21 protein-coding genes (1 of these 21 cut by a window edge) are annotated in these 22,906 nt (G+C 63.0%); 11 read left to right on the top strand and 10 right to left on the bottom strand.

Annotation, left to right across the window (positions count from 1 at the left end; genetic code table 11):
* Positions 1-61: 61 nt before the first annotated feature.
* From M1D87_RS20600 to M1D87_RS20580, 5 genes are all read right to left on the bottom strand, one after another.
* A complete protein-coding gene (locus M1D87_RS20600) occupies positions 62-763 on the bottom strand; it encodes an ABC transporter ATP-binding protein (RefSeq protein WP_013973921.1) in 702 nt (233 codons plus the stop codon).
* Positions 764-1,531 carry a high-affinity branched-chain amino acid ABC transporter ATP-binding protein LivG gene (livG, locus tag M1D87_RS20595; protein WP_013973920.1) on the bottom strand — a complete coding sequence of 256 codons (768 nt, stop codon included), beginning with the start codon at positions 1,529-1,531 and terminating at the stop codon, positions 764-766.
* The gene (locus tag M1D87_RS20590; protein ID WP_013973919.1) at positions 1,528-2,784 is read right to left on the bottom strand and encodes a high-affinity branched-chain amino acid ABC transporter permease LivM; all 1,257 of its coding nucleotides are present in this window, start codon (positions 2,782-2,784) and stop codon (positions 1,528-1,530) included. Before M1D87_RS20590 ends, livG begins: the two co-directional genes overlap by 4 nt.
* Positions 2,781-3,704 (bottom strand): high-affinity branched-chain amino acid ABC transporter permease LivH, encoded by a 924-nt coding sequence (livH, locus tag M1D87_RS20585; RefSeq protein WP_013973918.1) that lies wholly within the window; start codon positions 3,702-3,704, stop codon positions 2,781-2,783. The genes M1D87_RS20590 and livH overlap by 4 nt, the downstream gene beginning before the upstream one ends.
* Before the next feature lie 185 nt (positions 3,705-3,889).
* Positions 3,890-5,005, bottom strand: a complete 1,116-nt coding sequence (locus M1D87_RS20580; RefSeq protein WP_024087643.1) for a branched-chain amino acid ABC transporter substrate-binding protein — start codon at positions 5,003-5,005, stop codon at positions 3,890-3,892.
* Between the two features lie 359 nt (positions 5,006-5,364).
* On the opposite strand from M1D87_RS20580, the gene M1D87_RS20575 reads away from it, so the two are divergent.
* Positions 5,365-5,676 (top strand): DUF2288 domain-containing protein, encoded by a 312-nt coding sequence (locus M1D87_RS20575; RefSeq protein WP_123084201.1) that lies wholly within the window; start codon positions 5,365-5,367, stop codon positions 5,674-5,676.
* A gap of 265 nt (positions 5,677-5,941) precedes the next feature.
* A complete protein-coding gene (locus tag M1D87_RS20570) occupies positions 5,942-6,829 on the top strand; it encodes an NAD(P)-dependent oxidoreductase (RefSeq protein ID WP_003258940.1) in 888 nt (295 codons plus the stop codon).
* Here M1D87_RS20570 and M1D87_RS20565 read toward each other — a convergent pair.
* Together M1D87_RS20565 and rapA are read right to left on the bottom strand one after the other, a co-directional pair.
* A complete protein-coding gene (locus M1D87_RS20565) occupies positions 6,729-8,993 on the bottom strand; it encodes a putative bifunctional diguanylate cyclase/phosphodiesterase (RefSeq protein ID WP_123084202.1) in 2,265 nt (754 codons plus the stop codon). The two genes, M1D87_RS20570 and M1D87_RS20565, sit on opposite strands and share 101 nt — an antisense overlap.
* 292 nt (positions 8,994-9,285) lie before the next feature.
* Positions 9,286-12,132: an RNA polymerase-associated protein RapA gene (rapA, locus tag M1D87_RS20560; RefSeq protein ID WP_421091833.1), complete on the bottom strand. Its 2,847-nt coding sequence runs from the start codon at positions 12,130-12,132 to the stop codon at positions 9,286-9,288.
* Between the two features lie 161 nt (positions 12,133-12,293).
* Here rapA and M1D87_RS20555 point away from each other — a divergent pair, with 161 nt between their 5' ends.
* From M1D87_RS20555 to M1D87_RS20525, 7 genes are all read left to right on the top strand, one after another.
* Positions 12,294-12,989, top strand: a complete 696-nt coding sequence (locus tag M1D87_RS20555; RefSeq protein WP_039614774.1) for a M949_RS01915 family surface polysaccharide biosynthesis protein — start codon at positions 12,294-12,296, stop codon at positions 12,987-12,989.
* A 63-nt stretch (positions 12,990-13,052) separates the two neighbouring features.
* Positions 13,053-13,382 (top strand): hypothetical protein, encoded by a 330-nt coding sequence (locus tag M1D87_RS20550; protein ID WP_003258942.1) that lies wholly within the window; start codon positions 13,053-13,055, stop codon positions 13,380-13,382.
* A 67-nt stretch (positions 13,383-13,449) separates the two neighbouring features.
* Entirely contained in the window at positions 13,450-13,611 is a 162-nt protein-coding gene (locus M1D87_RS20545; protein ID WP_003258944.1) for a hypothetical protein, read from the top strand.
* A gap of 135 nt (positions 13,612-13,746) precedes the next feature.
* Positions 13,747-13,863, top strand: coding sequence for a cytochrome c oxidase subunit CcoM (gene ccoM / locus M1D87_RS20540; protein ID WP_421091834.1), 117 nt, complete (start codon positions 13,747-13,749; stop codon positions 13,861-13,863).
* 272 nt (positions 13,864-14,135) lie between these two features.
* A complete protein-coding gene (locus tag M1D87_RS20535) occupies positions 14,136-16,124 on the top strand; it encodes an FUSC family protein (protein WP_013973911.1) in 1,989 nt (662 codons plus the stop codon).
* A complete protein-coding gene (locus M1D87_RS20530; RefSeq protein WP_061304861.1) occupies positions 16,111-16,317 on the top strand; it encodes a DUF1656 domain-containing protein in 207 nt (68 codons plus the stop codon). Before M1D87_RS20535 ends, M1D87_RS20530 begins: the two co-directional genes overlap by 14 nt.
* Before the next feature lie 12 nt (positions 16,318-16,329).
* Positions 16,330-17,199 (top strand): efflux RND transporter periplasmic adaptor subunit, encoded by an 870-nt coding sequence (locus M1D87_RS20525; RefSeq protein WP_015271522.1) that lies wholly within the window; start codon positions 16,330-16,332, stop codon positions 17,197-17,199.
* 142 nt (positions 17,200-17,341) lie between these two features.
* On the opposite strand, the gene M1D87_RS20520 is transcribed toward M1D87_RS20525, so the two are convergent.
* Positions 17,342-18,100, bottom strand: coding sequence for an SDR family NAD(P)-dependent oxidoreductase (locus tag M1D87_RS20520; protein ID WP_013973908.1), 759 nt, complete (start codon positions 18,098-18,100; stop codon positions 17,342-17,344).
* Positions 18,101-18,212: 112 nt separating this feature from the next.
* Between M1D87_RS20520 and M1D87_RS20515 the strand changes: the two genes are divergently transcribed.
* Positions 18,213-19,121 (top strand): LysR family transcriptional regulator, encoded by a 909-nt coding sequence (locus tag M1D87_RS20515; RefSeq protein ID WP_061550328.1) that lies wholly within the window; start codon positions 18,213-18,215, stop codon positions 19,119-19,121.
* 123 nt (positions 19,122-19,244) lie between these two features.
* Positions 19,245-19,574 (top strand): DUF2025 family protein, encoded by a 330-nt coding sequence (locus M1D87_RS20510; protein WP_015271519.1) that lies wholly within the window; start codon positions 19,245-19,247, stop codon positions 19,572-19,574.
* A 42-nt stretch (positions 19,575-19,616) separates the two neighbouring features.
* Here M1D87_RS20510 and M1D87_RS20505 read toward each other — a convergent pair whose 3' ends face one another.
* Both M1D87_RS20505 and M1D87_RS20500 read right to left on the bottom strand, forming a co-directional pair.
* The gene (locus M1D87_RS20505) at positions 19,617-22,202 is read right to left on the bottom strand and encodes a bifunctional diguanylate cyclase/phosphodiesterase (RefSeq protein WP_123084204.1); all 2,586 of its coding nucleotides are present in this window, start codon (positions 22,200-22,202) and stop codon (positions 19,617-19,619) included.
* Positions 22,203-22,253: 51 nt separating this feature from the next.
* On the bottom strand, positions 22,254-22,906 hold the 3' portion of the coding sequence (locus M1D87_RS20500; protein WP_421091835.1) for a diguanylate cyclase. 421 nt of this gene lie beyond the right edge of the window; the window shows 653 of its 1,074 coding nt (coding positions 422-1,074); the start codon falls outside the window, past its right edge; the stop codon is at positions 22,254-22,256.

The raw sequence follows: 22,906 nt of genomic DNA, 5'->3' as shown, positions 1-22,906 counted from the left end.
AGTACAGGCAATACATTTCTGACAGGTAGAAAAAAGGGCCAGTAGATGGCCCTTTTCCCGGTCAACCCCCCAGGTACGCGTCGCGCACCTTCGGGTCGGTCAACAGTGCTTCCCCAGTACCCTGCATCACCACCCGGCCGTTCTCCAGCACATACGCCCGGTCAGCGATCTTCAGCGCCTGGTTGGCGTTCTGTTCCACCAGGAACACCGTCACGCCATCACGGCGCAGCTGTTCGATGATGTCGAAGATCTGCTGGATGATGATTGGCGCCAGACCCAGCGATGGCTCGTCGAGCAGCAGCAGCTTGGGCTTGCTCATCAGCGCCCGGCCAATGGCGAGCATCTGCTGCTCGCCACCGGACATGGTGCCGCCACGCTGGATATAACGCTCCTTCAGGCGCGGGAACAGCTGCAACACCTTGTCCAGCTGCTCCTGGTAATCGCCCTTGTCGGTGAAGAAACCACCCATCGCCAGGTTTTCCTCGACGGTCAGGCGGGAGAACACGCGGCGGCCTTCCGGTACCACCGCGATGCTCTTGCGCATGATGTGCGAGGATGGCTGGCCAACCAGTTCTTCACCCAGGTACTTGATGCTGCCGCTGTGCGCCTGCGGCGAGCCGCAGAGGGTCATCAGCAAGGTCGACTTGCCGGCGCCGTTGGCGCCGATCAGGGTGACGATCTCGCCCTGGTTGATCTCCACATTGACGCTGTGCAGCGCCTGGATCTTGCCGTAGAAGGTGGAAACGTTCTCGAACTTCAGCATTTACGCTTCCCCCAGGTAGGCTTTGATCACATCAGGGTTGTCGCGGATCTCTTCCGGTGTGCCGTGGGCCAGGGGTGTGCCCTGGTTGATCACCACGATATGGTCGGAAATGCTCATCACCAGCTTCATGTCGTGCTCGATCAGCAGCACGGTGACGTTGTGCGACTCACGCAGGTAGGCGATCAGCGCCTTGAGGTCTTCGGTTTCCTTCGGGTTCAGGCCCGCAGCCGGTTCGTCGAGCATGATGATGCGCGGTTGGGTCATCATGCAGCGGGCGATTTCCAGGCGGCGCTGCTGCCCGTAGGCGAGGGTGCCGGCGGTACGGTTGGCGAACTCGGTCAGGTTGACCTTCTCCAGCCAGTACTGCGCGCGCTCCATGGCCTCCTTCTCGCTGCGGCGGAAGCTTGGAGTCTTGAACAGGCCGGCGAAGAAGTTGGTGTTGAGGTGGCGGTGCTGGGCGATCAGCAGGTTTTCCAGCGCGGTCATTTCCTTGAACAGGCGCACGTTCTGGAATGTCCGCACCACGCCCTTGCGGGCGATCTGATGCCCGGCCAGGCCCTGGATCGGCTGGCCATCGAGCAGGATGGTGCCGCCGCTGGGCTTGTAGAAGCCGGTCAGGCAGTTGAACACGGTGGTCTTGCCGGCGCCGTTCGGGCCGATCAGTGCCACCACCTGTTTTTCCTTGACGGTCAGGCCCACGCCGTTGACCGCCAACAAGCCGCCGAAGCGCATGCTCAGGCCGCTGACTTGCAGAATTTCGCGGCTCATCGACGCAGCTCCATGTGTGGACGTTGCATAGGCAGCAGGCCTTGCGGACGCCAGATCATCATCAACACCATCAGCGCACCGAACATCAGCATCCGGTATTCGCTGAACTCACGCATCAGCTCGGGCAGCAGGATCATCACGATGGCCGCGAGGATCACGCCCAGTTGTGAGCCCATGCCGCCGAGCACGACGATGGCGAGGATGATCGCCGACTCGATGAAGGTGAACGACTCCGGCGTCACCAGGCCCTGGCGCGCAGCGAAGAAGCTGCCGGCGAAACCGGCGAAGCAGGCGCCCAGGGTGAATGCCGACAGTTTGATCACGGTCGGGTTCAGGCCCAGAGCACGGCAGGCGATCTCGTCTTCGCGCAGGGCTTCCCAGGCGCGGCCGATCGGCATGCGCAGCAGGCGGTTGATCACGAACAGCGCCAGCAGGGCCAGCAGCAGGGCCACCAGATAGAGGAAGATGACCTTGTTGATCGAGTTGTATTCCAGCCCGAAGAACTCATGGAAGGTCTGCATGCCTTCGGCGGCACGGCGTTCGAAGGTCAGGCCGAAGAACTCCGGCTTGGGAATGTTGCTGATGCCGTTGGGGCCGCCGGTCCAGTCGGTGAGGTTACGCAGGAACAGGCGGATGATCTCGCCGAAGCCGAGGGTCACGATCGCCAGGTAGTCACCGCGCAGGCGCAGCACCGGGAAGCCGAGCAGGAATCCGAAGGTAGCGGCCATGAGGCCGGCGATCGGCAGGCATACCCAGAAGCTCCAGCCCAGGTAGTGCGAGAGCATGGCGTAGCTGTAGGCACCGACGGCGTAGAAGCCGACGTAACCGAGGTCGAGCAGGCCTGCCAAACCGACCACGATGTTCAGGCCCAGGCCCAGCAACACGTAGATCAGGATCAGCGTGGCAATGTCGACCGCGCCGCGCGAGCCGAAGAACGGCCACACCAGTGCCGCGACGATCAGGCCCATGATCACGTAGCGCTGGGTTTTCGGCAGGGTCAGGTAGTTGCTGACCGCCGGCGGGATCAGCTTGCGATCCGAACGGCGGCCCATTACCGAGTTCCACTGCTTGTCGAACAGCACGCGCAGGAACATCAGCACCGAACACACGGCGATGATGCCGATGGTGAACGAACCCTGGCTGTGCACTACCAGGCTGATGCCATCGATGCTCAGTTTCAGGCCCAGTACCGGGAAGGCCACGGCCCATACCAGCAAGGCGCTGAAGAACGCCTGTTTGAGATTTCTGTTCATACTTTTTCAACCTCCGGGCGGCCCAGGATGCCGGTCGGCCGGAATAGCAGGACAAGAACCAACAAGCCGAATGCCACAACGTCCTTGTACTGGTCGCCGAAGATATCGGCACCGAACGCTTCGGCCACGCCCAGCACCAGCCCGCCGAGCATGGCGCCCGGAATGCTGCCGATGCCACCCAGCACCGCCGCGGTGAAGGCCTTCAGGCCCACCAGGAAACCGGCGTTGGGGTTGATCACCCCGTACTGCATGCTCAGCAGCACGGCCGCCACCGCCGCCAGGGCGGCACCGATGACGAAGGTGAGGGCGATGATGTTGTTGGTGTTGATGCCCAGCAGGTTGGCCATCTTGATGTCCTCGGCGCAGGCGCGGCAGGCGCGGCCCAGGCGGGAACGGGAGATGAACAGGGTGAGGCAGGTCATGGCCACCAGGGTGACCACGAACACCAGGATCTGCATGTAGCTGATCAGTACTTCCTCCGCGCCGCCTGGCCCGAACGAGAAGCTTCCGGGGATCAGGTTGGGGATGGACTTGTCCTTGGAATCTTGCGACAGCAGGACGGTGTTCTGCAGGAAGATCGACATGCCGATGGCGGAAATCAGCGGGATCAGGCGGTTGCTGTTGCGCAGGGGGCGGTAGGCAACCCGTTCGATGCTGTAGCCATAGGCACTGGTGACGAAGATCGTCGCGACAAAGGCGACGGTCATCAGGACAGGCAGCGAATGGATACCCATCATGGCCAGGCCCGCCAGGGCGATGAAGGCCACGTAGGAACCGATCATGTACACCTCGCCGTGGGCGAAGTTGATCATGCCAATGATGCCGTACACCATCGTGTAGCCGATGGCGATCAAGGCATAGGTGCTGCCGATGGTCAATCCATTAACCAGTTGTTGGAAGAAATGGTAGATCTCAGGCATTACAGCGCTCCTAAAAACCTGATTTGCATTTCGCTGGCGGGGGTAGGCCAGGAAACCGCGGGTGACGGTTTTAAGATTTTCAGGTGAGCCCGCCCCCGGATCGCGGAGATCAGGCCCATGAACCTCGTAAAACAAAGCCCACTGCTCGCACAGTGGGCTTCTACGGTCAGCTATTAGTCACGCAGTTACTGAGGGGAGACTTCGGTCTTCGGCTTGCCGAAGTGCCATTCGTAGACCACGAATTTGAAGTCTTTCAGGTCGCCTTTGTCGTCGAACGACAGGTCACCGGTCGGGGTCTTGAAGGTACCTTTGTGGATGGCGGCTGCCACCTTGTCGGCATCTTCGGACTTGGCTTCCTTGATGCCCTGGGCGATCAGCTCGACAGCCGAGTAGGCCGGGAACACGAACGGGCCGCTTGGGTCCTTGCCGTCAGCCTTGATGGCGTCGACGATCTTCTTGTTCGCAGGGTCCGCGTCGAACGACTTCGGCAGGGTCACCAGCAGGCCTTCGGAGGCGTTCTGGGCGATCTGCGAGATGGAGTCGTTGCCCACGCCTTCCGGGCCCATGAACTTGGCTTTCAGGCCCTTTTCCTGAGCCTGGCGCAGGATCAGGCCCAGCTCTGGGTGGTAGCCGCCGTAGTAGACGAAGTCGACGTTGTTCTGCTTGAGCTTCTGGATGATCGAGGAGAAGTCCTTGTCACCGGCGTTCAGGCCTTCGAACACGGCAACCTTGGTGCCTTTACCTTCCAGGGTCTGCTTGACCGCGGTGGCGATGCCTTCACCGTACTGCTGCTTGTCGTGCAGGACGGCGACAACCTTCGGCTTGACGTGGTCGGCGATGTAGTTGCCGGCAGCCGGGCCCTGGGCGCTGTCCAGACCGATGGTGCGGAAGATCAGCTTGTAGCCACGTGCGGTGATTTCCGGGGAGGTCGCGGCCGGGGTGATCATGATCACGCCTTCGTCTTCGTAGATGTCGGACGCAGGCTGGGTGGAGCTGGAGCACAGGTGACCGATGACGAACTTGACGCCGTCGTTGACCACTTTGTTGGCGACTGCAACGGCCTGTTTAGGGTCGCAGGCGTCGTCGTATTCCTTGGCTTCGAGCATCTTGCCATCCACGCCGCCCGCGGCGTTGATATCCTTGATGGCTTGCTTTGCGCCGATGAACTGCATGTCGCCGTACTGGGTCACAGGGCCGGTCTTGGGACCTGCAATCCCGATCTTGATGGTATCGGCGGCAAACGAATGGCTGGCTACCCCTGCCAGAACCATTGCGGCGAACAGCTTGGAAATCTTGATCATAGTGCTCCACTCATTCTGTTGTAATTCTTATAGTCCTGGCGGCCAGGGCTACAGACCGGGCGGGATTTGCGGCGTGGCCATGCCAACGCGCAAGCCCACCTTCCCCCGGAACATGTCCCGGAACTGTACCGGTACAGTGTAGAGCGCTGGTCGAGCGCTTGAAAAGCGGTCGAAAAGTGCCTGCTTCCTGGGTTGTCGCATGGTCGACACAAAGATACAGAAAGGCGCCATCAAACTGCCTGCATCTGCGACCCCGCCCCACAAGTTCGGGATCAATCGACCAAATTACATATTTGAAACCGGGTTTTTCTGCAAAAATGCCGACCTTTTTTATTGGCCGATTTTTGCGGAAACCACCCATGACTGATCAAACAAGCACCCTCTATGCCAAATTGCTTGGCGAGACGGCAATCATCGAGTGGAGAGCACTGGAGCGTTTCTGGGCCAAGGGTGACCTGATTTGGGTCGACCCAAGCCTCGACCTGATTGCCGTTGCCGAGGCGATGGCCGAGAATCGCAGCGAGATCTTCGCCAAGTGGCGTAGTGATGGCACTGTTGGTCCGGTAACCGCCGAGCAAGCCCTGGACCTGCAAAGCCGCGATCCAGAGATCTGGGCGGTGGTGGTTTCGCCGTTCATCGTGATTCAGGCAAAGCGCCCGACAGAGGCATGATCGTTTTTGGTGCGCGAAAATGCGCAGCAGCCCCGTTTTGGTGCTTGAAGGCGCTCAAGGCGGGTAGAGGGAAGTAACAATTCGGCGTGGCGGTAACAGTTTACGGGATGCGTAATGGGGGGCTGCCTTGCAGCCCTTCGCGGGCATGCCCGCTCCCACAGGTCAGATGCAGCTCTTCAGACCAGCGCTGGTGCTGTGGGAGAGGGCGCGCCCGCGAAGGCCGCAAAGCGGCCCGGATCGATATCGAATTTGTCCGGAGTCATTGATGAACTCAAAACTACCTTCGCTTGGATTCGCCGGCATCGGCCTGATGGGCCTGCCCATGTGTCGGCGCCTGCTGGCAGCGGGTTACCCGCTGACGGTATGGAACCGCAGCCCGGACAAGTGCGCTGCACTGGTCGCGGCTGGCGCGCGCCTGGCCAGCAGCCCTGCCGAACTGTGCCGCGACAGCGACATGGTGTTGCTGTGCCTGGCCGACACGGCCGTGGTCCGCGAGGTGGTATTCGGCGAGCAAGGTATTGCCCAGGGCGGACGCAGCGGCCAGTTACTGGTCGATTTCTCCAGCCTGGAGCCAACCGCCACTCGTGAAATGGCCGCCGAACTGGCAGCGCTGTGCGGCATGGCCTGGCTGGACGCGCCAGTGTCCGGGGGCACCCCCGGGGCCGAAGCCGGCACCCTGGCGATCATGGTCGGTGGCGAGGCAGCCGACCTGGAGCGTGCGCGCCCGGTACTGCAGGTACTTGGCCAGCGCGTGACGCATATGGGCGCGGTGGGCGCAGGCCAGGTGACCAAGGCCTGCAACCAGATGATCGTGGCCTGCAATGCTCTGGTAATCGCCGAAGTGGTTGCCTTGGCTGAACAGTCTGGTGTCGACGCGACGCTGATCGCCGAAGCGCTGGCGGGCGGTTTTGCCGACTCCAGACCGTTACAGATCCTCGCTCCGCAAATGGCCGAGAGCCGCTTCGAGCCGATCAAGTGGCATGTGCGCACGCTGCTCAAGGACCTCGATGGCGCGGTCAAATTCTCCCGCGAGCAAGGCTCGGCGACGCCGCTCAGTGGCCTTGCCGCACAATTGATGCGCCTGCACGCAAGCCAGGGGTACCTGCAAAAGGATCCGGCGACCCTGGTTGAGCTGTATCGCAGCAAGGGCTGAACACGCCGCCCTTGTGCCGAACCCGCTCCAGTAGCGAGCGTAGTTCGGCCAGCGGCTCCGGGCGGCCCAGCAGGTAGCCCTGCAGGTAGTCGCAGCCGTGGGCTTGGAGAAACGCCAGCTGTTCGGCGGTTTCCACGCCCTCGCTGACCACCTGCAGATGCAGGGTATGCGCCATGACGATGATCGCCTGGACAATTTCGCGATCCTTCTGGCTGCCCGGCACATCCTGCAGGAAGCTGCGGTCGACCTTAAGCACGTCCAGCGGCAGGCGCTTGAGGTAGGCCAGCGACGAGTAGCCGGTGCCGAAGTCATCGATCGACAGCGCCACGCCCAGGGCGCGTATGCGCGTGAGCAGGTTTACCGTGCGCTGGATGTCACCCATCAAGGCGTTCTCGGTCACTTCCAGTTCCAGCTGTCGGGGTGCGAGCCCGGCGTGGAACAGCGCCTTTTCCACTTCGTTGGGCAGTTCGTCGTGGCTGAGGGTGACGGCCGAACAATTGACCGTGACCTTGAGGTTTCCATGACCGTGGCGCTGCAGATAGGCCAGGTCGGCGCAGGCGTGGCGCAGCACCCACAGATCGAGGTCGATGATCAGCCCGTTGGCCTCTGCGATGGCGACAAAACGATCAGGCCCGAGCAGGCCGTGTTGCGGGTGTTGCCAGCGCACCAGGGCCTCCAGTTTGGCCACTTGCCTGCTGCGCAGGTCGAAGATCGGCTGGTAGTGCACGCATAGCCCATGCTCCTCGAGCAGCGCCACCCGCAGTTCCTCTTCCAGTTGCAGGGCAATCGAGGCCTGGGTCTTCAGGCTGTCGTTGAAGAAGTTCAGGCTGTTGCGCCCGTTACCCTTGGACTGGTACAGCGCAAGGTCTGCATGCTTGAGCAGCTCTTCGGCGGTGGTGCCGTCGTCGGGGAAGATGCTGATGCCGATGCTGGTGGTCATGACCATGCGCCGGCCGCCCAGGTTTATGGGCTCTTTCATCCTCTGCATGATGCGCTGGGCCAGGTGGCGGGCTTCGTCGCGGTTGGTGAGGCTGGTGACCACGCAGAACTCGTCGCCGCCCAGACGTGCGACCAGGTCGCGGTTTCGGGTGGCGGCCTTGATGTGTCCGGCGATCACCTTGAGCAGTTCGTCGCCGGCGTCGTGACCGAGGCTGTCGTTTATGCGCTTGAAATGGTCGATGTCGAGGAACATCACCGCCAGGTGGCTTTCCGTGGCCTGGTGCTCGGCCAGGCGTTCGGCGAACACCTGGTTGAAACCGCGGCGGTTGACCAGGTTGGTCAGGGCGTCGTAGTGCGCGGCCTGCTGCAGCGAAGCGCGGGCCTGGTCCAGTTGGCTGAGCAGCACGCTGACCCGGCGCAGGTCGTGCTCCTTGCTTTGCAGCTTCTTGTCGGCCAGTGCGGTACTGATGCTGGCAGCACTGATCAGCATGGTGATGAAGCCGATGCCCAGCGCCAGTTGCAGGCTGTTGTCGCCAGAGGGCAGGCGCAGGGCGGTGTCGGCCGGGATGACCAGGGTCATGGCCGACATCGCGGTGAAGTGGGTGGCAACGATACCACCAGCCATCAGCAGGCTGGCTCCGTATTTCATGGCCTGGTGCAAGGTACCGCTGCCCTGCCGGAAGTAGCGGGCCAGGTATAGCGCGGTCAGGCTGGTGAGCAGGGCAATGGTGGCAGAGGCCAGCAGCAGGCCGGTCTGGTAGTACTGGCGGGCACCGGTTTCCAGGGCGGCCATGCCTACGAAGTGCATCAGGATGATGCCCAGGCCGATCAGTACTGCACTTCGCAGGTAATGGATTGCGCGCATCTGGCTGCGGTCGAGGCTGTGCATGGCCAGCCAGGCGACGGCCAGTGCGATGAGCAGCGAAAGGATGGTCAGGGACGCGTCGTAGTGCATTTCTACTGGCGCCTGGAAGGCCAGCATGCTGATGAAATGCATGGCCCAGATACCTCCTGCCAGGCAGCAGGCACCAAGCATGTTCCATTGTCGGTGGGCGGTGGGGTCTTCGCTGTGGGATTGTCGCTCGGCCATGTCCAGCGTGGCGAAGCAGGCCGCACAGGCGACGAGGTAGGCAAGCAGAACCAGGAACGGTTCATGCCGGCAATCGATGACGATGCGCCCGGTTGCCGGCAGGTCGGCGAACAGTTGCAGCCCCAGCCATTCCATGGAATGCCTCATGATCGAGTTTTCACTCGTCTGCGCTAAACCCTGTGCAGACTGTCCAGAGGCAGTATAGGAAGAGGTGTTTAAGCCTTCCTGACTAATGGCATATTGATTCCTACGATTTGGTTATGGAATCAATCGCCGCCAAGAATATTGGCTCGCATTTTGTAGGAGCGGCCTTGTGTCGCGATGGGCTGCGCAGCAGCCCCAGATTTCTGCACTACCGCAAAAATGCTGGGGCTGCTGCGCAGCCCATCGCGACACAAGGCCGCTCCTACACGGGTGCGGGGAAAGACTAGCCAGCCACCAGCACGCGAATGGCTTCCAGGCGCAAGGCGGCCTTTTCCAGCATCGCCAAGCCCTCTTCACGCTGCTTGCGCAGCGCTTCGATCTCGCTGTCGCGCACGCTCGGGTTGACCGCTTGCAGGGCGATCAGACGGGCCAGTTCTTCGTCGGCCTCCGCTGTAAGGCGGCGCTGGGCCTCGGCCACGCGCTCGACGTGGGCCGGCATGACCTTGGCCTCGCCGCTGCCGATGCGCTGGGCCAGCACGTCACGCTGGGCCTGGACGAACTTGTTGGCGCTGGCGCGTGGAACGCTTTCCAGCTGGTCGTTGAGGGTTTCGAAGGCCACGCGGGACGCCAGGTCGTTGCCGTTGGCATCTAGCAGGCAGCGCAATGCCGCCGGTGGCAGGTAACGCCCCAGTTGCAGGCTGCGCGGTGCCACCACCTCGCTGACGAACAGCAGTTCAAGCAGCACGGTCCCAGGTTTGAGCGCCTTGTTCTTGATCAGCGCCACAGCGGTGTTGCCCATCGAGCCGGACAGCACCAGGTCCATGCCGCCTTGTACCATCGGGTGTTCCCAGGTGAGGAACTGCATGTCCTCGCGCGACAGCGCCTGGCCACGGTCGTAGGTGATGGTAACGCCTTCGTCGTCACCCAGCGGGAAGCTGGCGTCGAGCATCTTTTCGCTCGGCTTGAGGATCAGGGCGTTCTCGGAATGGTCTTCGCTGTCGATGCCGAAGGCGTCGAACAGGGTTTCCATGTAGATCGGCAGGGCGAACTGGTCGTCCTGTTCGAGAATGTCCTCGACCAGCGCCTGGCCTTCGCCGGCACCGCCGGAGTTGAGCTCCAGCAGACGGTCACGGCCGGTATGCAGTTCGGCTTCCAGGCGTTCGCGTTCGCTGCGGGCGTCGGCCACCAGGGCTTCCCAGGCCTTGCTTTCGCCACCTTCAAGCAGTGGCAGCAGGCGCGGGCCGAACTGGTGCTGCAGGGCGTTGCCGGTAGGGCAGGTGTTGAGGAAGGCGTTGAGGCCTTCGTGGTACCACTGGAACAGGCGCTCTTGCGGGCTGTCCTGCAGGTACGGGATATGCAGCTGAATGGTGTGCTTCTGGCCGATACGGTCGAGGCGGCCGATGCGCTGTTCGAGCAGGTCGGGGTGCGCTGGCAGGTCGAACATCACCAGATGGTGGGCAAACTGGAAGTTGCGGCCTTCACTGCCGATCTCGGAGCAGATCAGCACCTGCGCGCCGAACTCTTCGTCAGCGAAGTAGGCGGCGGCGCGGTCGCGTTCGAGGATGCTCATGCCCTCATGGAACACCGAGGCCGGGATGCCGGAGCGCACGCGCAGGGCGTCCTCCAGGTCCATCGCGGTTTCGGCATGGGCGCAGATCACCAGCACCTTGGTACGCTTTAGCATCTTCAGGGTGTCGATCAGCCAGTCGACGCGCGGGTCGAAACGCCACCAGCGCTCGTCATCGGCCACCTCGCCCTGGGCCTGGAAGGCGACTTCCGGGTACAGCTCGGCATGTTCGCCAGCTGGCAGGTCGCGGTACTGCTCGGGCGTTGCCAGTGGGTAAGGGTGCAGCTGGCGCTCAGGGAAGCCCTGGATCGCCGCGCGGGTGTTACGGAACAGCACGCGGCCGGTGCCGTGGCGGTCGAGCAGCTCACGGATCAGGCGCGCGCTGGCCTGGGTATCGCCGTCGCTGACCGCAGCCAGCAAGGCTTCGCCTTCGGCACCCAGGAAGCCCTGGATGGTGGCGTGGGCCTTGGGCGACAGGCGGCCTTCGTCGAGCAGTTCCTGTACGGCTTCGGCCACCGGGCGATAGTGCTCACTCTCGGCGCGGAAGGCGGCCAGGTCGTGGAAACGGTTGGGGTCGAGCAGACGCAGGCGGGCGAAGTGACTGTCCTGGCCGAGCTGCTCGGGGGTGGCGGTGAGCAGCAGCACGCCCGGGATCACCTGGGCCAGCTGTTCGACCAGGCCGTATTCGGCGCTGACCTGGTCTTCGTGCCAGACCAGGTGGTGAGCTTCGTCCACCACCATCAGGTCCCAGCCAGCGGCGAACAGCGCGTCCTGGGCCTTTTCGTCTTCTACCAGCCACTCCAGGGCCACCAGCGCCAGCTGGGCATCCTCGAACGGGTTGCTGGCATCGCTTTCGATGAAACGCTCAGCGTCGAACAAGGCCACCTGCAGGTTGAAGCGGCGGCGAATTTCCACCAGCCACTGGTGCTGGAGGTTTTCCGGTACCAGGATCAGTACGCGGCTGGCGCGGCCAGACAGCAGCTGGCGGTGGATCACCAGGCCGGCTTCGATGGTTTTGCCCAGGCCCACTTCGTCGGCCAGCAAGACGCGCGGCGCGCTTCGGTCGGCGACTTCGCGGGCGATGTGCAACTGGTGGGCGATGGGTTGGGCACGGCAGCCGCCCAGGCCCCACAGCGCCGACTGCATCTGCTTGCTGGTGTGCTGCAGGGTGTTGTAGCGCAGGCTGAACCACGACAGCGGGTCGATCTGCCCGGCGAACAGGCGGTCGCTGGCCAGGCGGAACTGGATGAAGTTCGACAACTGGGTTTCCGGCAGGGTGCGCGGCTGGTTCTGCCCGTCCAGGCCGTGGTAGACCATCAGCCCGTCGATGTCCTCGACCTCGCGCACGGTCAGCTTCCAGCCTTCGAAGTGGGTGATCTGGTCACCTGGCGAGAAGCGCACGCGGGTCAGCGGCGCATTGCGCAGGGAATACTGGCGGGTGTCGCCAGTGGCCGGGTAGAGCACGGTCAACAGGCGGCCATCCTGCGCCAGGATGGTACCCAGGCCGAGCTCGGCTTCGCTGTCGCTGATCCAGCGTTGCCCCGGTTGATACTGCTGCGCCATACTGCCTGAACTCCCGCGATGAAAAAGCCGGTTATGTTAACGGATCGGCCGGTCAGACCAAAGTGCCGAGCGCATCGAAAGGTGCCGAAGTGCGATAGGTAGCAACAGTCTAGCCGCTTCATCGTCCCCCACCGTGCTGCCGACGAGGGCTCCGGATCAACATGTCTGCCAAGCACCGCTGGATCAGCGCTTCGATGGCCGTGGGCAGCTTGTTGCTGCTGGCCGCCTGCGAGCAGAAAAACTTCGAGACCTTGCCCGCCATCCCGATCGAACAGCTCGAGGTGCTGGGCGTGCAGACGCCGATCAAGAGCGTGCACTTTCGTGACCGCGACGGTGAAGGCCTGCTGGTGTTGAGCCGCAGCGATGGCCAGGCCAGCGACCCGGAAAGCGAGCAGGAAGTTGACAAGGTGGTGCTCAAGGCCACGCTGTACGGGCGCAAGGCCGAAAACGACGCTTTCAAGGCGCGCTGGCAGATCGAACAGGAAACCACCTGCCCGGGCCTGGACCTGGATGTGGACTTCTATAACGACGTCAGCGATGTCGGCGACCTGAACAAGGACGGCATCGCCGAGGTGACGGTTGCCAGCCACGCATTCTGTGGCGGTGGCATCGACCCGCATGACATCGCCATCGAGATGCGCGAAGGGCAGGCCAGCTACAGCATCACCGGCCAGTCGCTGATCACCCCGGCAGGTGAAGAGCCGATCGGCGGTGAGCGCGAGGACAGCGCCTCGCTAAAGGCCGCGCCGCAGGTGCTGCGCGAGCACATGGACGCGGTCTGGCAGCAGGTGTACAAGCGGCCCTGGAGCGAGGCCAGCCCACCTAGCGACGATAACCCTGACGACGAAGCCGAATAAGTGTTGTGCATGCCATCAAGGTAAACCCGCGCCTGCCGATACAGGGGGCATAGGAGAACGTCCATGCTGCCACCGATCATTCCGCTCAGTGCCGCCCCGGTGACCTCGCAACAGGACCCGGTCAAGCCGACACCCGACATCAAGCCGGTGGTGCCGACCCAGCCTGCATCCGGTGAAAGTGCCATCGACCTCAAGCAGCAGCGTGACCCGCAGGAGCAGGCGCTGCTGCTGCGCGACGAGCAGCGCCGCCAGCAGCAACGTCGGCAGAAGGGCGACGACGAACGCTACAGTGCAATGCCGGGTGACGAGGTCAACGCCGACAATACCGTGCCGGTGGCGCCGTTGATGGGCGAGCATGTACGCCAGGGGCTGCTGGTGGACATCGAAGTCTGACGCGGGGCTGGTCAGCGCCAGCGCCTGGCTTCATCATGCAAGTCTCAGTTGATCGTCGAGCCCACCCATGAGCCAAGACAACCTCATCGATTTCGATGCCGAACGCGCCAAGCGCGTCCACGACCTCAAGGAAAAGCGCCTGAACGAAATGCGCAATGCGTTCGAGCAAGCCCTGCCGTTGAACAGTGCCAAGAAAAAGAAGCCCAAGGGCAAGCCGAAGAAGCGCTGAAACTTGACGCAGGTCAACCCTGCACCCGCCTCGCGTGCCCGGCCCCGGGCACCATTGACACCGATCAATTTTCCCCGCCCTCACATTGGTTAACTTGCACCCATCGGACAACGGCAAACGAATGGGGAGGCCAGCATGTTCTTCGACAACGTGGTTATCGCCGGAGTGGTAACGGTCGGGTTGATGGTCGTCTTCTTTGCCGGTCTGGGCATTCTCATCTGGAAGGACTCGAACAAGCGCAAACCGCGCTGACCTTCCGGGTACACGAGCACGCAAGGCATTTAGGGCGACTTCGGTCGCCCATTTTTTTGCCTGCAATTTTTGTGTTGCCTGTCCCGGCCCTTTCGCAGCACAAGGCTGCTCCTACACAGTATCTGTAGGAGCAGCCTTGTGCTGCGAAAGGGCCGGGACAGGAAGATCTGCACCTCCTGTAAAGATGATTAGCTAGCTAATTAATCGTTTCCGCTTTATCCTTCCCACCATTGTCTATCTTTCTACAAGACCATCCCCTCAAGGTCCGTCTCGTGCCCATCACCTTCCAGGCCCTGTTCGCTCCCAGCAGCCTCGCCCTCAAGTTCGCCATCAAGACCCTGCTCGGTGGCGGCCTGGCCCTGTGGCTGGCGATGCGCTGGGGCCTGGAGCAACCGTCCTGGGCCCTGATGACCGCTTTCATCGTCGCCCAGCCGTTGTCAGGCATGGTGGTGCAGAAGGGCCTGGCGCGGCTGGCCGGCACCCTGGTCGGCACGTTTATGTCGGTGCTGTTCATCGGTCTGTTTGCCCAGACCCCCGGTCTGTTCCTGCTCACCTTGGCCCTGTGGCTGGCCCTGTGTACCGCTGCCTCCACACAGTTGCGCAGCGCCTGGGCCTATGCCTTCGTGTTGGCAGGCTACACGGCGGCGATCATTGCCCTGCCGGCCATCGATCACCCACTGCAGGTGTTCGACCAGGCCGTGGCGCGCTGTACCGAGATCTGCCTGGGTATCTTCTGTGCCACCGCCAGTAGCGCCTTGCTCTGGCCCATGCGGGTAGAGCAGCAACTGGGCGGGCAGGCCCGTCAGGCCTGGCAGAACGGCCTGCAGGCCGCCAGTGCCATGCTGGGCGGTGAAGACGAGGCACGCAAAGGCCTGCTGGAGAGCCTGGGGCGTATCGTTGCCATCGACAGCCAACGCGAACACGCCTGGTTCGAAGGCAACCGCGGGCGCCAGCGCGCTCGTGCCATTCGCGGCCTGAGCCAGAAACTGATGGTGCTGCTGCGCATTTCCCGTTCGGTGCGCCGCCAGTGGCGGCAACTTGATGAGGGCGAGGCCGAACGCCTGGCGCCCTGGCTGGAGGAGGTGCGCGCACTGCTGGGCAAGCCCGATCAGCCGAGCCTTTTGCTTCTGCGCCAGCGCATCTGGGATGCTGCCCACGATGATCAGATCAGCCCGGCGGAGCACTTTTGCCTGGCACGCATGGCACTGCTGCTGGATTACGCCATGGCTGCCAGCCAGGCGCTGGAGGATGTGGAGGCGGGCAGGGCGCCCAAGGATGTGTCTCAGGGCCTGGCCGCGCACCGCGACTGGTCGCTGGCTTTGCTGTTCGGCTCACGCAGTGCGCTGGCGTTTCTGGTGATGAGTGGTTTCTGGCTGGCCACCGCCTGGCCTTCGGCACCGGGTGGCCTGGTGCTGACCTGTGTGGTCTGCAGCCTGTTCGCCAGCCGCGAGAATGGCGCACAGATCGGCCTGAGTTTTTTGCGCGGGATCCTCCTGGCAATACCGGCGGCGTTTCTGGTCGGGCAAATTCTGCTGCCGCAATGGAGCAGCTTCGCCATGCTCTGCCTGGGTATGGGGGTACCGCTGTTTCTTGGTGCGCTGGGCATGGCTCACCCGCGGACCGGGGCCACGGCTACTTCTTATTGCCTGCATTTCATCGTGCTGGTGTCGCCGCTCAACGCCATGCAGTTCGGCGTGGCCACCATGCTCAACAGTGCCTTGGCCATGCTGGTGGGTGTGTCGGCGGCGGTGATGGCCTTCCGCTTGTTGGTGTTTCGCCACCCGGCCTGGCTGGGCCAGCGCCTGCGCGCGGCGACCCAGAATGACCTGGTGCGCCTGACCCGGCGCGACCTGCGCGGGGCCGACAGCTGGTTTGGCGGGCGCATGGCCGACCGCCTGATGCAACTGGCGCGGCATGCCGGCGACCTGCCCGAGAGCGAACGCAAGCGCTGGGACGACGGCCTGCACGGCCTGGATATCGGCGACGAACTGGTGCATTTGCGCATGTGCCTGGCGGTCGCCAAGGCCCCGTTGGGACGGGCCGAGCGCGAATACCTGCAGCAAGTAGAGGCAGTGCTGGCCAAAGGGCCGGCGCCAGGGCGTGGACAGAGCCTGGATGCCGCAAGCGAACAGTTCATTGGCGCCTTGCGCCGTCTACCCTCCAGCGATCCGCTGCGGTTGGCCGAAGGGGCGGTGCTGCAACTGCAAAAAAGCTGGGGCAAGTGGTGCCGTTGGCAGGAGGAATCCCATGGGGTTGCGTGAGTGGGAATTGGGCGGCGTGCTGTTCAGCCCTTTCCTGGTTTATGTGTTGGTGGCGCTGGTGCTTACCGGCGTGTTGCGTCTGGTGGTGCAGGCCACGCCGTTGGGGCGCTGGATCTGGCATGAAGCGCTGTTCGATGCGGCGTTGTTCGTTTGTGTGTTGTTCCTGGTAGTGCGACTGCTGGGAGCTTTATAAAGGAGTGTTTCGATGCGTGCGGCCGTACGTACCCTGGTCACCTTGTGTGTGGTGGCCCTTGCCGTCTTCGCCGGCTATCAGCTGTGGCAGTACTACATGCTCACCCCCTGGACCCGCGATGCCCGTGTGCGCGCCGATGTGGTGGTGATCGCCCCCGATGTGTCCGGCTGGGTGCGCGAGCTGAAGGCCCGTGACAATCAGCAGGTCAAGGCCGGCGACCTGCTGATGAGCATCGACCGCGAACGCTTCCAGGCGGCTTTCGACCAAGCCAGTGCGGTGACCGAAACCCGCAGCCAGCAGCTGCGCCTGCGCGAACGTGAAGCGGCCCGGCGTACCGCACTTGGGCCGGAGGCGATCAGTGCCGAATTGCGGGAAAACGCCCAGATCAATGCGGCCATCGCCCGCGGTGAGCTGCATGAAGCCGAGGCACAATTGCAGGTCGCCAAAATCAACCTGGCGCGCAGTGAAGTGCGGGCGCCGCGCAGCGGGCATATCACCAACCTGCGCCTGGCCGAGGGCAACTATGTGAATACCGGGGAGGCGGTGATGGCCCTGGTGGACGATTCAACCTTCTATATCCAGGCCTATTTCGAGGAAACCAAGCTGCCACGCATTCGTGTGGGGGATGCGGTGAAGGTCTGGCTGATGGGCGCGGGCGAACCGATGCAAGGGCATGTGGAAAGCATCAGCCGTGGTATCACCGACCGCAACAGCAACCCGGACAGCCAGTTGCTGCCGGAGGTTGAGCCGACCTTCAACTGGGTGCGACTGGCGCAGCGGATACCGGTGAGGATCCGCCTGGACCAGGTGCCGGAGGGGGTGACCCTGAGTGCGGGAATGACGGCCAGTGTGCAGGTGCATGAGGAGCAGAGTCGGCCGTGAGGGCCAAAGGGGCTGCTGAGCAGCCCATCGCGACACAAGGCCGCTCCTACAGGCGATCGCGTATTCCCCGTGCGATTGCGCATTCTTGTAGGAGCGGCCTTGCGTCGCGATGGGCCGCAAAGCGGCCCCAGAAAAACAGAATTCAGAGGAACATCCCGCCCGAAACCTCCAGCCGTTGCCCGTTGATCCAGCCGTTGCCATCTTCCAGCAACAGCGCAATCGCTGCCCCGATATCATCCGGCAAGCCCACCCGCCCCAGCGCCGTGTTGCCGGCAATGTATTCATTAACCTGTCGGTTATCCCGTACCACGCCGCCGCCAAAATCGGTCTCGATCGCCCCCGGCGCCAGAATGTTCACACGAATCCCACGTGCTCCCAGTTCCTTGGCCTGATAGCGGGTCAGCACCTCCATCGCCCCCTTCATCGCGGCATAGGCGGCATACCCCGGTAGCGCAAAGCGCGCCAGGCCAGTGGAAATGTTGACGATGCGGCCATTGTCGACCAGCAACGGCAGCAGGCGCTGGGTAAGGAAGAACGGACCTTTCAGCTGGATGTTCAGCAACTGGTCGAACTGTGCCTCGCTGGTTTCGGTGTATGGCACGTTCAATCCGATCCCGGCATTGTTCACCAGAAAGTCGAAGCGCTCGCGGCCGAAGTGTTGCTGCAGGGTTGCGCCGAGGCATTCGGCGAAACCGGCAAAGCTGGCGCTGTCGCTGACGTCCAGTTGCAGCATGATGGCCTTGACCCCGGCCTGCTCCAGCCGGGCGGCGACGGCATGGGCTTCCTCCGCCTTGCTGTGGTAAGTGCCGATGACATCGATGCCGCGTGCGGCCAGGTGTTCTGCGGTGTTGCGGCCCAGGCCGCGGCTGGCGCCAGTGATCAGGGCAATCTTGCGGGTCATGGTGAAAACCTCATGGTGGGCTGATGAGCACAGGTTATTGGTCGGTGTGGTGCTGTTAAATCCAGCGAATATGGAAATACTGTTCGGTAAAACCGGATAGACGAGGGCTGAATTGAACAAGCTGGAGTTGTTGCGCACCTTTGTTCGGGTCTGCGAGGTCAGCAGTTTCACCCTGGCTGCAGAGAGCTTGGGGCTGCCCCGTTCGACTGTGTCGGAGCAGGTCAGGGCGCTCGAGCGTTTACTGGGTACGCAGCTGTTCAACCGCACCACCCGCCGGGTACAGGCGACCCAGGATGGCGTCTTGCTGTACGAGCGCAGCAAGGACCTGCTGTCGGGCATGGACGAAATCGAGGGCTTGTTCCGCGCCGACGATGCCGAGCTGGCCGGGCGCCTGCGCGTCGATCTGCCGACAATGATGGCCCGGCGGGTCATCATCCCGGCGTTGCCGCAGTTTTTGCAGCGCTTCCCGCGCCTGGAGGTGGAGCTCAGTTGTACCGACCGCCAGGTCGACCTGCTGCGTGAAGGCTTCGATTGCGTGATGCGCATTGGTGCCCTGCATGACCTGGATGTGGTGGCGCGCCCGGTCGGCCAACTAAGCATGCGCAACTGTGCCAGCCCTGCCTACCTTGCACGCTACGGTGTGCCGCGCACGCTGCAGGACCTGGCCGAGCATCACTTGGTGCATTACGTGCGCACCCTGGGGGGGCGTAGTGCCGGTTTCGAATTTCTGCAGGACGGTGAACTGCATTTCCAGGCCATGGCCGGCGTGGTCACAGTGAACAATGCCGAGGCCTACTCGGCGGCCTGCCTGGCCGGGCTGGGGCTGATCCAGGTGCCGGCGGTGGGCGTGGCCGAGCACCTGCAGCGCGGTGAGCTGGTTTCGGTACTGGAAGGCTGGCAGGCGCCGGCCATGCCCGTATCACTGCTTTATGCCCGGCAACGGCACGTGCCACGCCGGGTGCAGGCCTTCATGCAATGGTTGGGCGAGGTGCTGCATTCACAGGTTGACGGTGGTTGCTGATCGATGAAAACCGTGGCGCCTGTGTGATGGCTTGCGTTAGGCTGCCAGTCACGAGTTGCCCGGCAGAGGCAACCCTTTCCCGCCTGGCGTGCGTATCTTCCGATTTCATTGCGAGGTTACGTCATGGCCATCACTTCACAGGACATCTGCAACGCTGCCGACCAGCTCAAGGGCTTCGTCGGTTTTCATGGCAAGCGCGGCGTGCATATCGTGCGTTTTTCCGAAGATTCTTTCGGCATGGACGTGGCCGATGCCAGCATCACGCCCTGCAGCGAGTTTGTCTGGCGGCCCGAGCAAGGGCAGCGCATGGCTCTTTGCCGCGAACGGCTGGCGCTGTTGCTGGAGCAGCATGTGGATGACCGTTTGAACATCGGTGAACCGCTGCGCACCTACCTGCGCCGGCGCGACCTGCCGGAAATCGTGGCTGAGCGCAGCTTGCGGCAGCTGTGCTGAAAATCCCTGTGGGAGCGGGCTGCGCAAGCTTTCAAACTTACGCTACAGGTAGGGCGCCGAGCGCTGGGATGCCTGCTGCAACAACGCCTCGAGCCCCGCACTGTTCAGAGGCCTGCTCAGGTAATAGCCTTGCACTTCATGGCAACGGTCCTTCTGCAGTGCCCTGAGCTGCTGCTCGCTTTCCACTCCTTCGGCCGTCACCGTCAGCCCCATCGCTTCACCCAGGTTGATGATGGCCTGGACCACCGCGCGGTCGCTGCCAGCGGTGTTGTTCAGCCCGCCGATGAAGCGTTTGTCGATCTTGATGCTGTCGAACGGGTAGGTGCGCAGGTAGCCCAACGACGAGTAGCCGGTGCCGAAGTCGTCCATGTTCAGGCGCACGCCCAGCTCCTTGAGCGACAGCATGGTGCCCAGCGCGCCTTCGATGTCATTGAGCATCACGTTCTCGGTAATTTCCAGCTCCAGGCGCTGGGCAGGGAAGGCGGTTTCCAGCAGGATCTCGCGTACATCCGCCACCACATCGCTGCGCTGGAACTGCGCAGGTGACAGGTTCACAGAGACCAGAACATCGGCGGGCCAGTCATGGGCAGTGCGGCAGGCTTCGCGCAACACCCAGCGGCCCAGCGCGACAATGATGTCACTCTGTTCGGCCAAGGGAATGAAGGTGTCCGGCCCCAGCAACCCTTCCTGCGGATGCTGCCAGCGCAGCAAGGCCTCGACTGCGACGATGCGCAGGTCGCTGAGGCGGTAGCGCGGCTGGTAGTGCAGCTCGAATTCCTGGTTGCGCAGGGCTCGCCGCATGTCGTTCTCCAGTTGGCGGCGGTACTGGATCTGCTGGTTCATTTCGGCAGCGAAATAGCGCCAGGTGCTCTTGCCGTCGGCCTTGGCCTGGTACAGGGCGATATCGGCGCAGCGGATCAGCTCGCCGGCATCGAAGCCCTGGGTACGGGTCTGGGCGACTCCGATGCTGGCGCCAACATGGAGGGTCTGGCTATCGAAGGCGATCGGTTGCTGCAGCAGGCTGATCAGGCGCGCACAGAAACGGTCGATCTCGCTGCGGTTGTCCATGCCGCTGAGCACCAGGAGGAACTCGTCGCCGCCCAAACGCGCGACCAGGTCGCAGTCGCGGGTAGTGTCGCGCAGGCGGTTCGCTACCTCCTGCAGCACCGCGTCACCGGCGGCATGGCCGAGAGAGTCGTTGATCGGCTTGAAGTTGTCCAGGTCCAGCAGCAGCAAGGTCAGTGGTGGCGAGTCGCTCCCACGTAACAGCGCCTGTTCCAGGTGGCGGGCTAGCTTGTTGCGGTTGGCCAGGCCGGTCAGCGGGTCGTGCAGCGACAGGTGCTGGATGCGTGCATGGGCATCGACTTCGTCGGTGATGTCACTGGCGGTGCCACGAAAACCGACGGGCTTGTCGTCGTACCAGATGGCGCGGGCCGAAATGCGGCAGTAGCGGTTCTGGCCATTCTGGTCGCGGTAGGTGCAGCGCAGGTTGGCCAGCTGTTGCGGGTCGGCCGCGGCCAGGGCATCCAGCCACGGAGAGAGCGGCGTGGTATCGCAGGCCAGCAACTGATTGAGCGGGTGGCCGAGCCAGTCGCCCACAGGGTAACCGGTAACGTTGACAAAACGTTGTGACAGATAGGTGAGGCGTTGCTGCCGATCGGTTTCCCAGATCCAGTCGGATGCCGACTCAGCCACCGCGCGAAAACGCTGTTCGCTGGCCTCCAGGGCCTGGTTGCTCTGCTGAAGATGGGCGAGCGTGAGGTCGATCGCGCGCGAACTGCGCAAGGCATGACGGAACAGGTAGAGCATGACCAGGCCAAGTATCAGCAAGGCTCCCGACAGCGGGGGCAACACAGCACGCAGCAACTGGTGCCCTGGCAGCGGGCTGCTCCAGGACAGGTGGTAGCCGGTATCGCCGAGGTCGATGCGCAGGTGGCCGTGCTCGCCCACATCATTTTTCTCCACGTGCATACCGGTCAGGCCGGCACCGCTGCTCAGTTGCGCCAGCTTGTCCTCGGTGAGCTGGTCGACAAACAGCATTACCGGCGCCTGGCTGACCTCGCTCTCGGTGACATCCCGGTCCGGGCGCACCGCCGCAGCACTGAGCACGGCCGGCCAACCGTTGAACAGGACGAAACGGGTGATCTGTTCACGTGGGATGGCCGCTGCCCGGGCCTGGTCGATGATTGGCTGCAGCGCTGCATCGATATAGGTATTGGCCGCCGCCTGGGTAGGCTGGCCTCTGAACAAGGCGTAGGTGGTGCGTGCGTCCTCCACCACGAACACTCCCTCATAGCCGCTGGCGCTGTACAGCGACTCGCCCACGTTCTTTTCTTCGTAGGCCCATTTCCAGTCGGCCTGCCCCGCCAGGTGTTCGAAGGCAGCATCCCATACGGCGTAGCTGGACAGGAATTGGCGCGATGCGAGCAACCGTTGCTCCAGCGCCTTGGATGCTTGCGAGGCGCTGCGCTGGCGCTCCTGATGGTCAAGAGTACCCGCGATATTGAACAGGGCGCCGACGATGACCAGGCAAGCCAGGCCGAAAACTGCGCTGAAGCCGGCAATCAAGCGACGCACCTGAAAGCGCGGGGTGGGGCTGGAGGTTGGAAGGTTGGCGGTCCTGGCCATGCGCGAGCGGCTCCTTCAGACAGCCTCCCGCCAGTTAGTCAGGAAGGAGGTTCAATCAGGATAGGCCAGCCTGAGCGTTGCAGCGTCGCTGCGGGCAAAATTGACCTGGTCGCGCCCGGCATGCTTGGCGGTATACAGCGCTTTGTCCGCCTGTTCGAGCCAGTGCTCGGGTGACTCCAGGTCGGCCTCGAATGCCGAAAGGCCGATGCTCAGGCTGATGCGCAGGTGCGGCAACTGCGGGTTGCGGTAGCTGGCGACCCGCTCGCGCAGGCGCTCCATGGCCAGGCACGCTTCGGCTTCGCTGGTATCCGGCAAGATTACGCAGAATTCGTCACCGCCGTAGCGCCCGGCCTGGTCGCCTTCGCGTAGGTTGTGCCGCAGCTCGGCGCCGAGTTGGCGCAGCACACAGTCGCCGACAACGTGACCGAACGTGTCGTTGATGGTCTTGAAGTGGTCGATGTCGATCAGGGCAATCACCGCGTGCCCCTTTTGCTGCTGGCAGGCCTGGAACTTCAGCAGCAGCAGGTCTTTCCAGGCACCGTGGTTGAGCAGGCCGGTCAGGCTGTCGGTGAGGCTCAGTGTACTCAGTCGGCGCTTGTGGTCGGCCAGCTTGATCGCCAGCTGGTAGCAGACCCAGCCCAGCGCCAGTGGGTAGAGCGTCAGCATCGGCAGGCAGGCATAGACCTGCAGGGGCGTGGCGTTCA

The organism is Pseudomonas sp. SA233 (assembly GCF_054792385.1).
Note: the sequence above shows the minus strand (reverse complement) of the source record. Positions and strands in the feature narration are given on the sequence as shown.

Coding starts and splice junctions, on each gene's coding strand:
- M1D87_RS20600 (WP_013973921.1), bottom strand. CDS start 763: ATGCTGAAGTTCGAGAACGTTTCCACCTTCTACGGCAAGATCCAGGCG.
- livG (WP_013973920.1), bottom strand. CDS start 1,531: ATGAGCCGCGAAATTCTGCAAGTCAGCGGCCTGAGCATGCGCTTCGGC.
- M1D87_RS20590 (WP_013973919.1), bottom strand. CDS start 2,784: ATGAACAGAAATCTCAAACAGGCGTTCTTCAGCGCCTTGCTGGTATGG.
- livH (WP_013973918.1), bottom strand. CDS start 3,704: ATGCCTGAGATCTACCATTTCTTCCAACAACTGGTTAATGGATTGACC.
- M1D87_RS20580 (WP_024087643.1), bottom strand. CDS start 5,005: ATGATCAAGATTTCCAAGCTGTTCGCCGCAATGGTTCTGGCAGGGGTA.
- M1D87_RS20575 (WP_123084201.1), top strand. CDS start 5,365: ATGACTGATCAAACAAGCACCCTCTATGCCAAATTGCTTGGCGAGACG.
- M1D87_RS20570 (WP_003258940.1), top strand. CDS start 5,942: ATGAACTCAAAACTACCTTCGCTTGGATTCGCCGGCATCGGCCTGATG.
- M1D87_RS20565 (WP_123084202.1), bottom strand. CDS start 8,993: ATGGAATGGCTGGGGCTGCAACTGTTCGCCGACCTGCCGGCAACCGGG.
- rapA (WP_421091833.1), bottom strand. CDS start 12,132: ATGGCGCAGCAGTATCAACCGGGGCAACGCTGGATCAGCGACAGCGAA.
- M1D87_RS20555 (WP_039614774.1), top strand. CDS start 12,294: ATGTCTGCCAAGCACCGCTGGATCAGCGCTTCGATGGCCGTGGGCAGC.
- M1D87_RS20550 (WP_003258942.1), top strand. CDS start 13,053: ATGCTGCCACCGATCATTCCGCTCAGTGCCGCCCCGGTGACCTCGCAA.
- M1D87_RS20545 (WP_003258944.1), top strand. CDS start 13,450: ATGAGCCAAGACAACCTCATCGATTTCGATGCCGAACGCGCCAAGCGC.
- ccoM (WP_421091834.1), top strand. CDS start 13,747: ATGTTCTTCGACAACGTGGTTATCGCCGGAGTGGTAACGGTCGGGTTG.
- M1D87_RS20530 (WP_061304861.1), top strand. CDS start 16,111: ATGGGGTTGCGTGAGTGGGAATTGGGCGGCGTGCTGTTCAGCCCTTTC.
- M1D87_RS20525 (WP_015271522.1), top strand. CDS start 16,330: ATGCGTGCGGCCGTACGTACCCTGGTCACCTTGTGTGTGGTGGCCCTT.
- M1D87_RS20520 (WP_013973908.1), bottom strand. CDS start 18,100: ATGACCCGCAAGATTGCCCTGATCACTGGCGCCAGCCGCGGCCTGGGC.
- M1D87_RS20510 (WP_015271519.1), top strand. CDS start 19,245: ATGGCCATCACTTCACAGGACATCTGCAACGCTGCCGACCAGCTCAAG.
- M1D87_RS20505 (WP_123084204.1), bottom strand. CDS start 22,202: ATGGCCAGGACCGCCAACCTTCCAACCTCCAGCCCCACCCCGCGCTTT.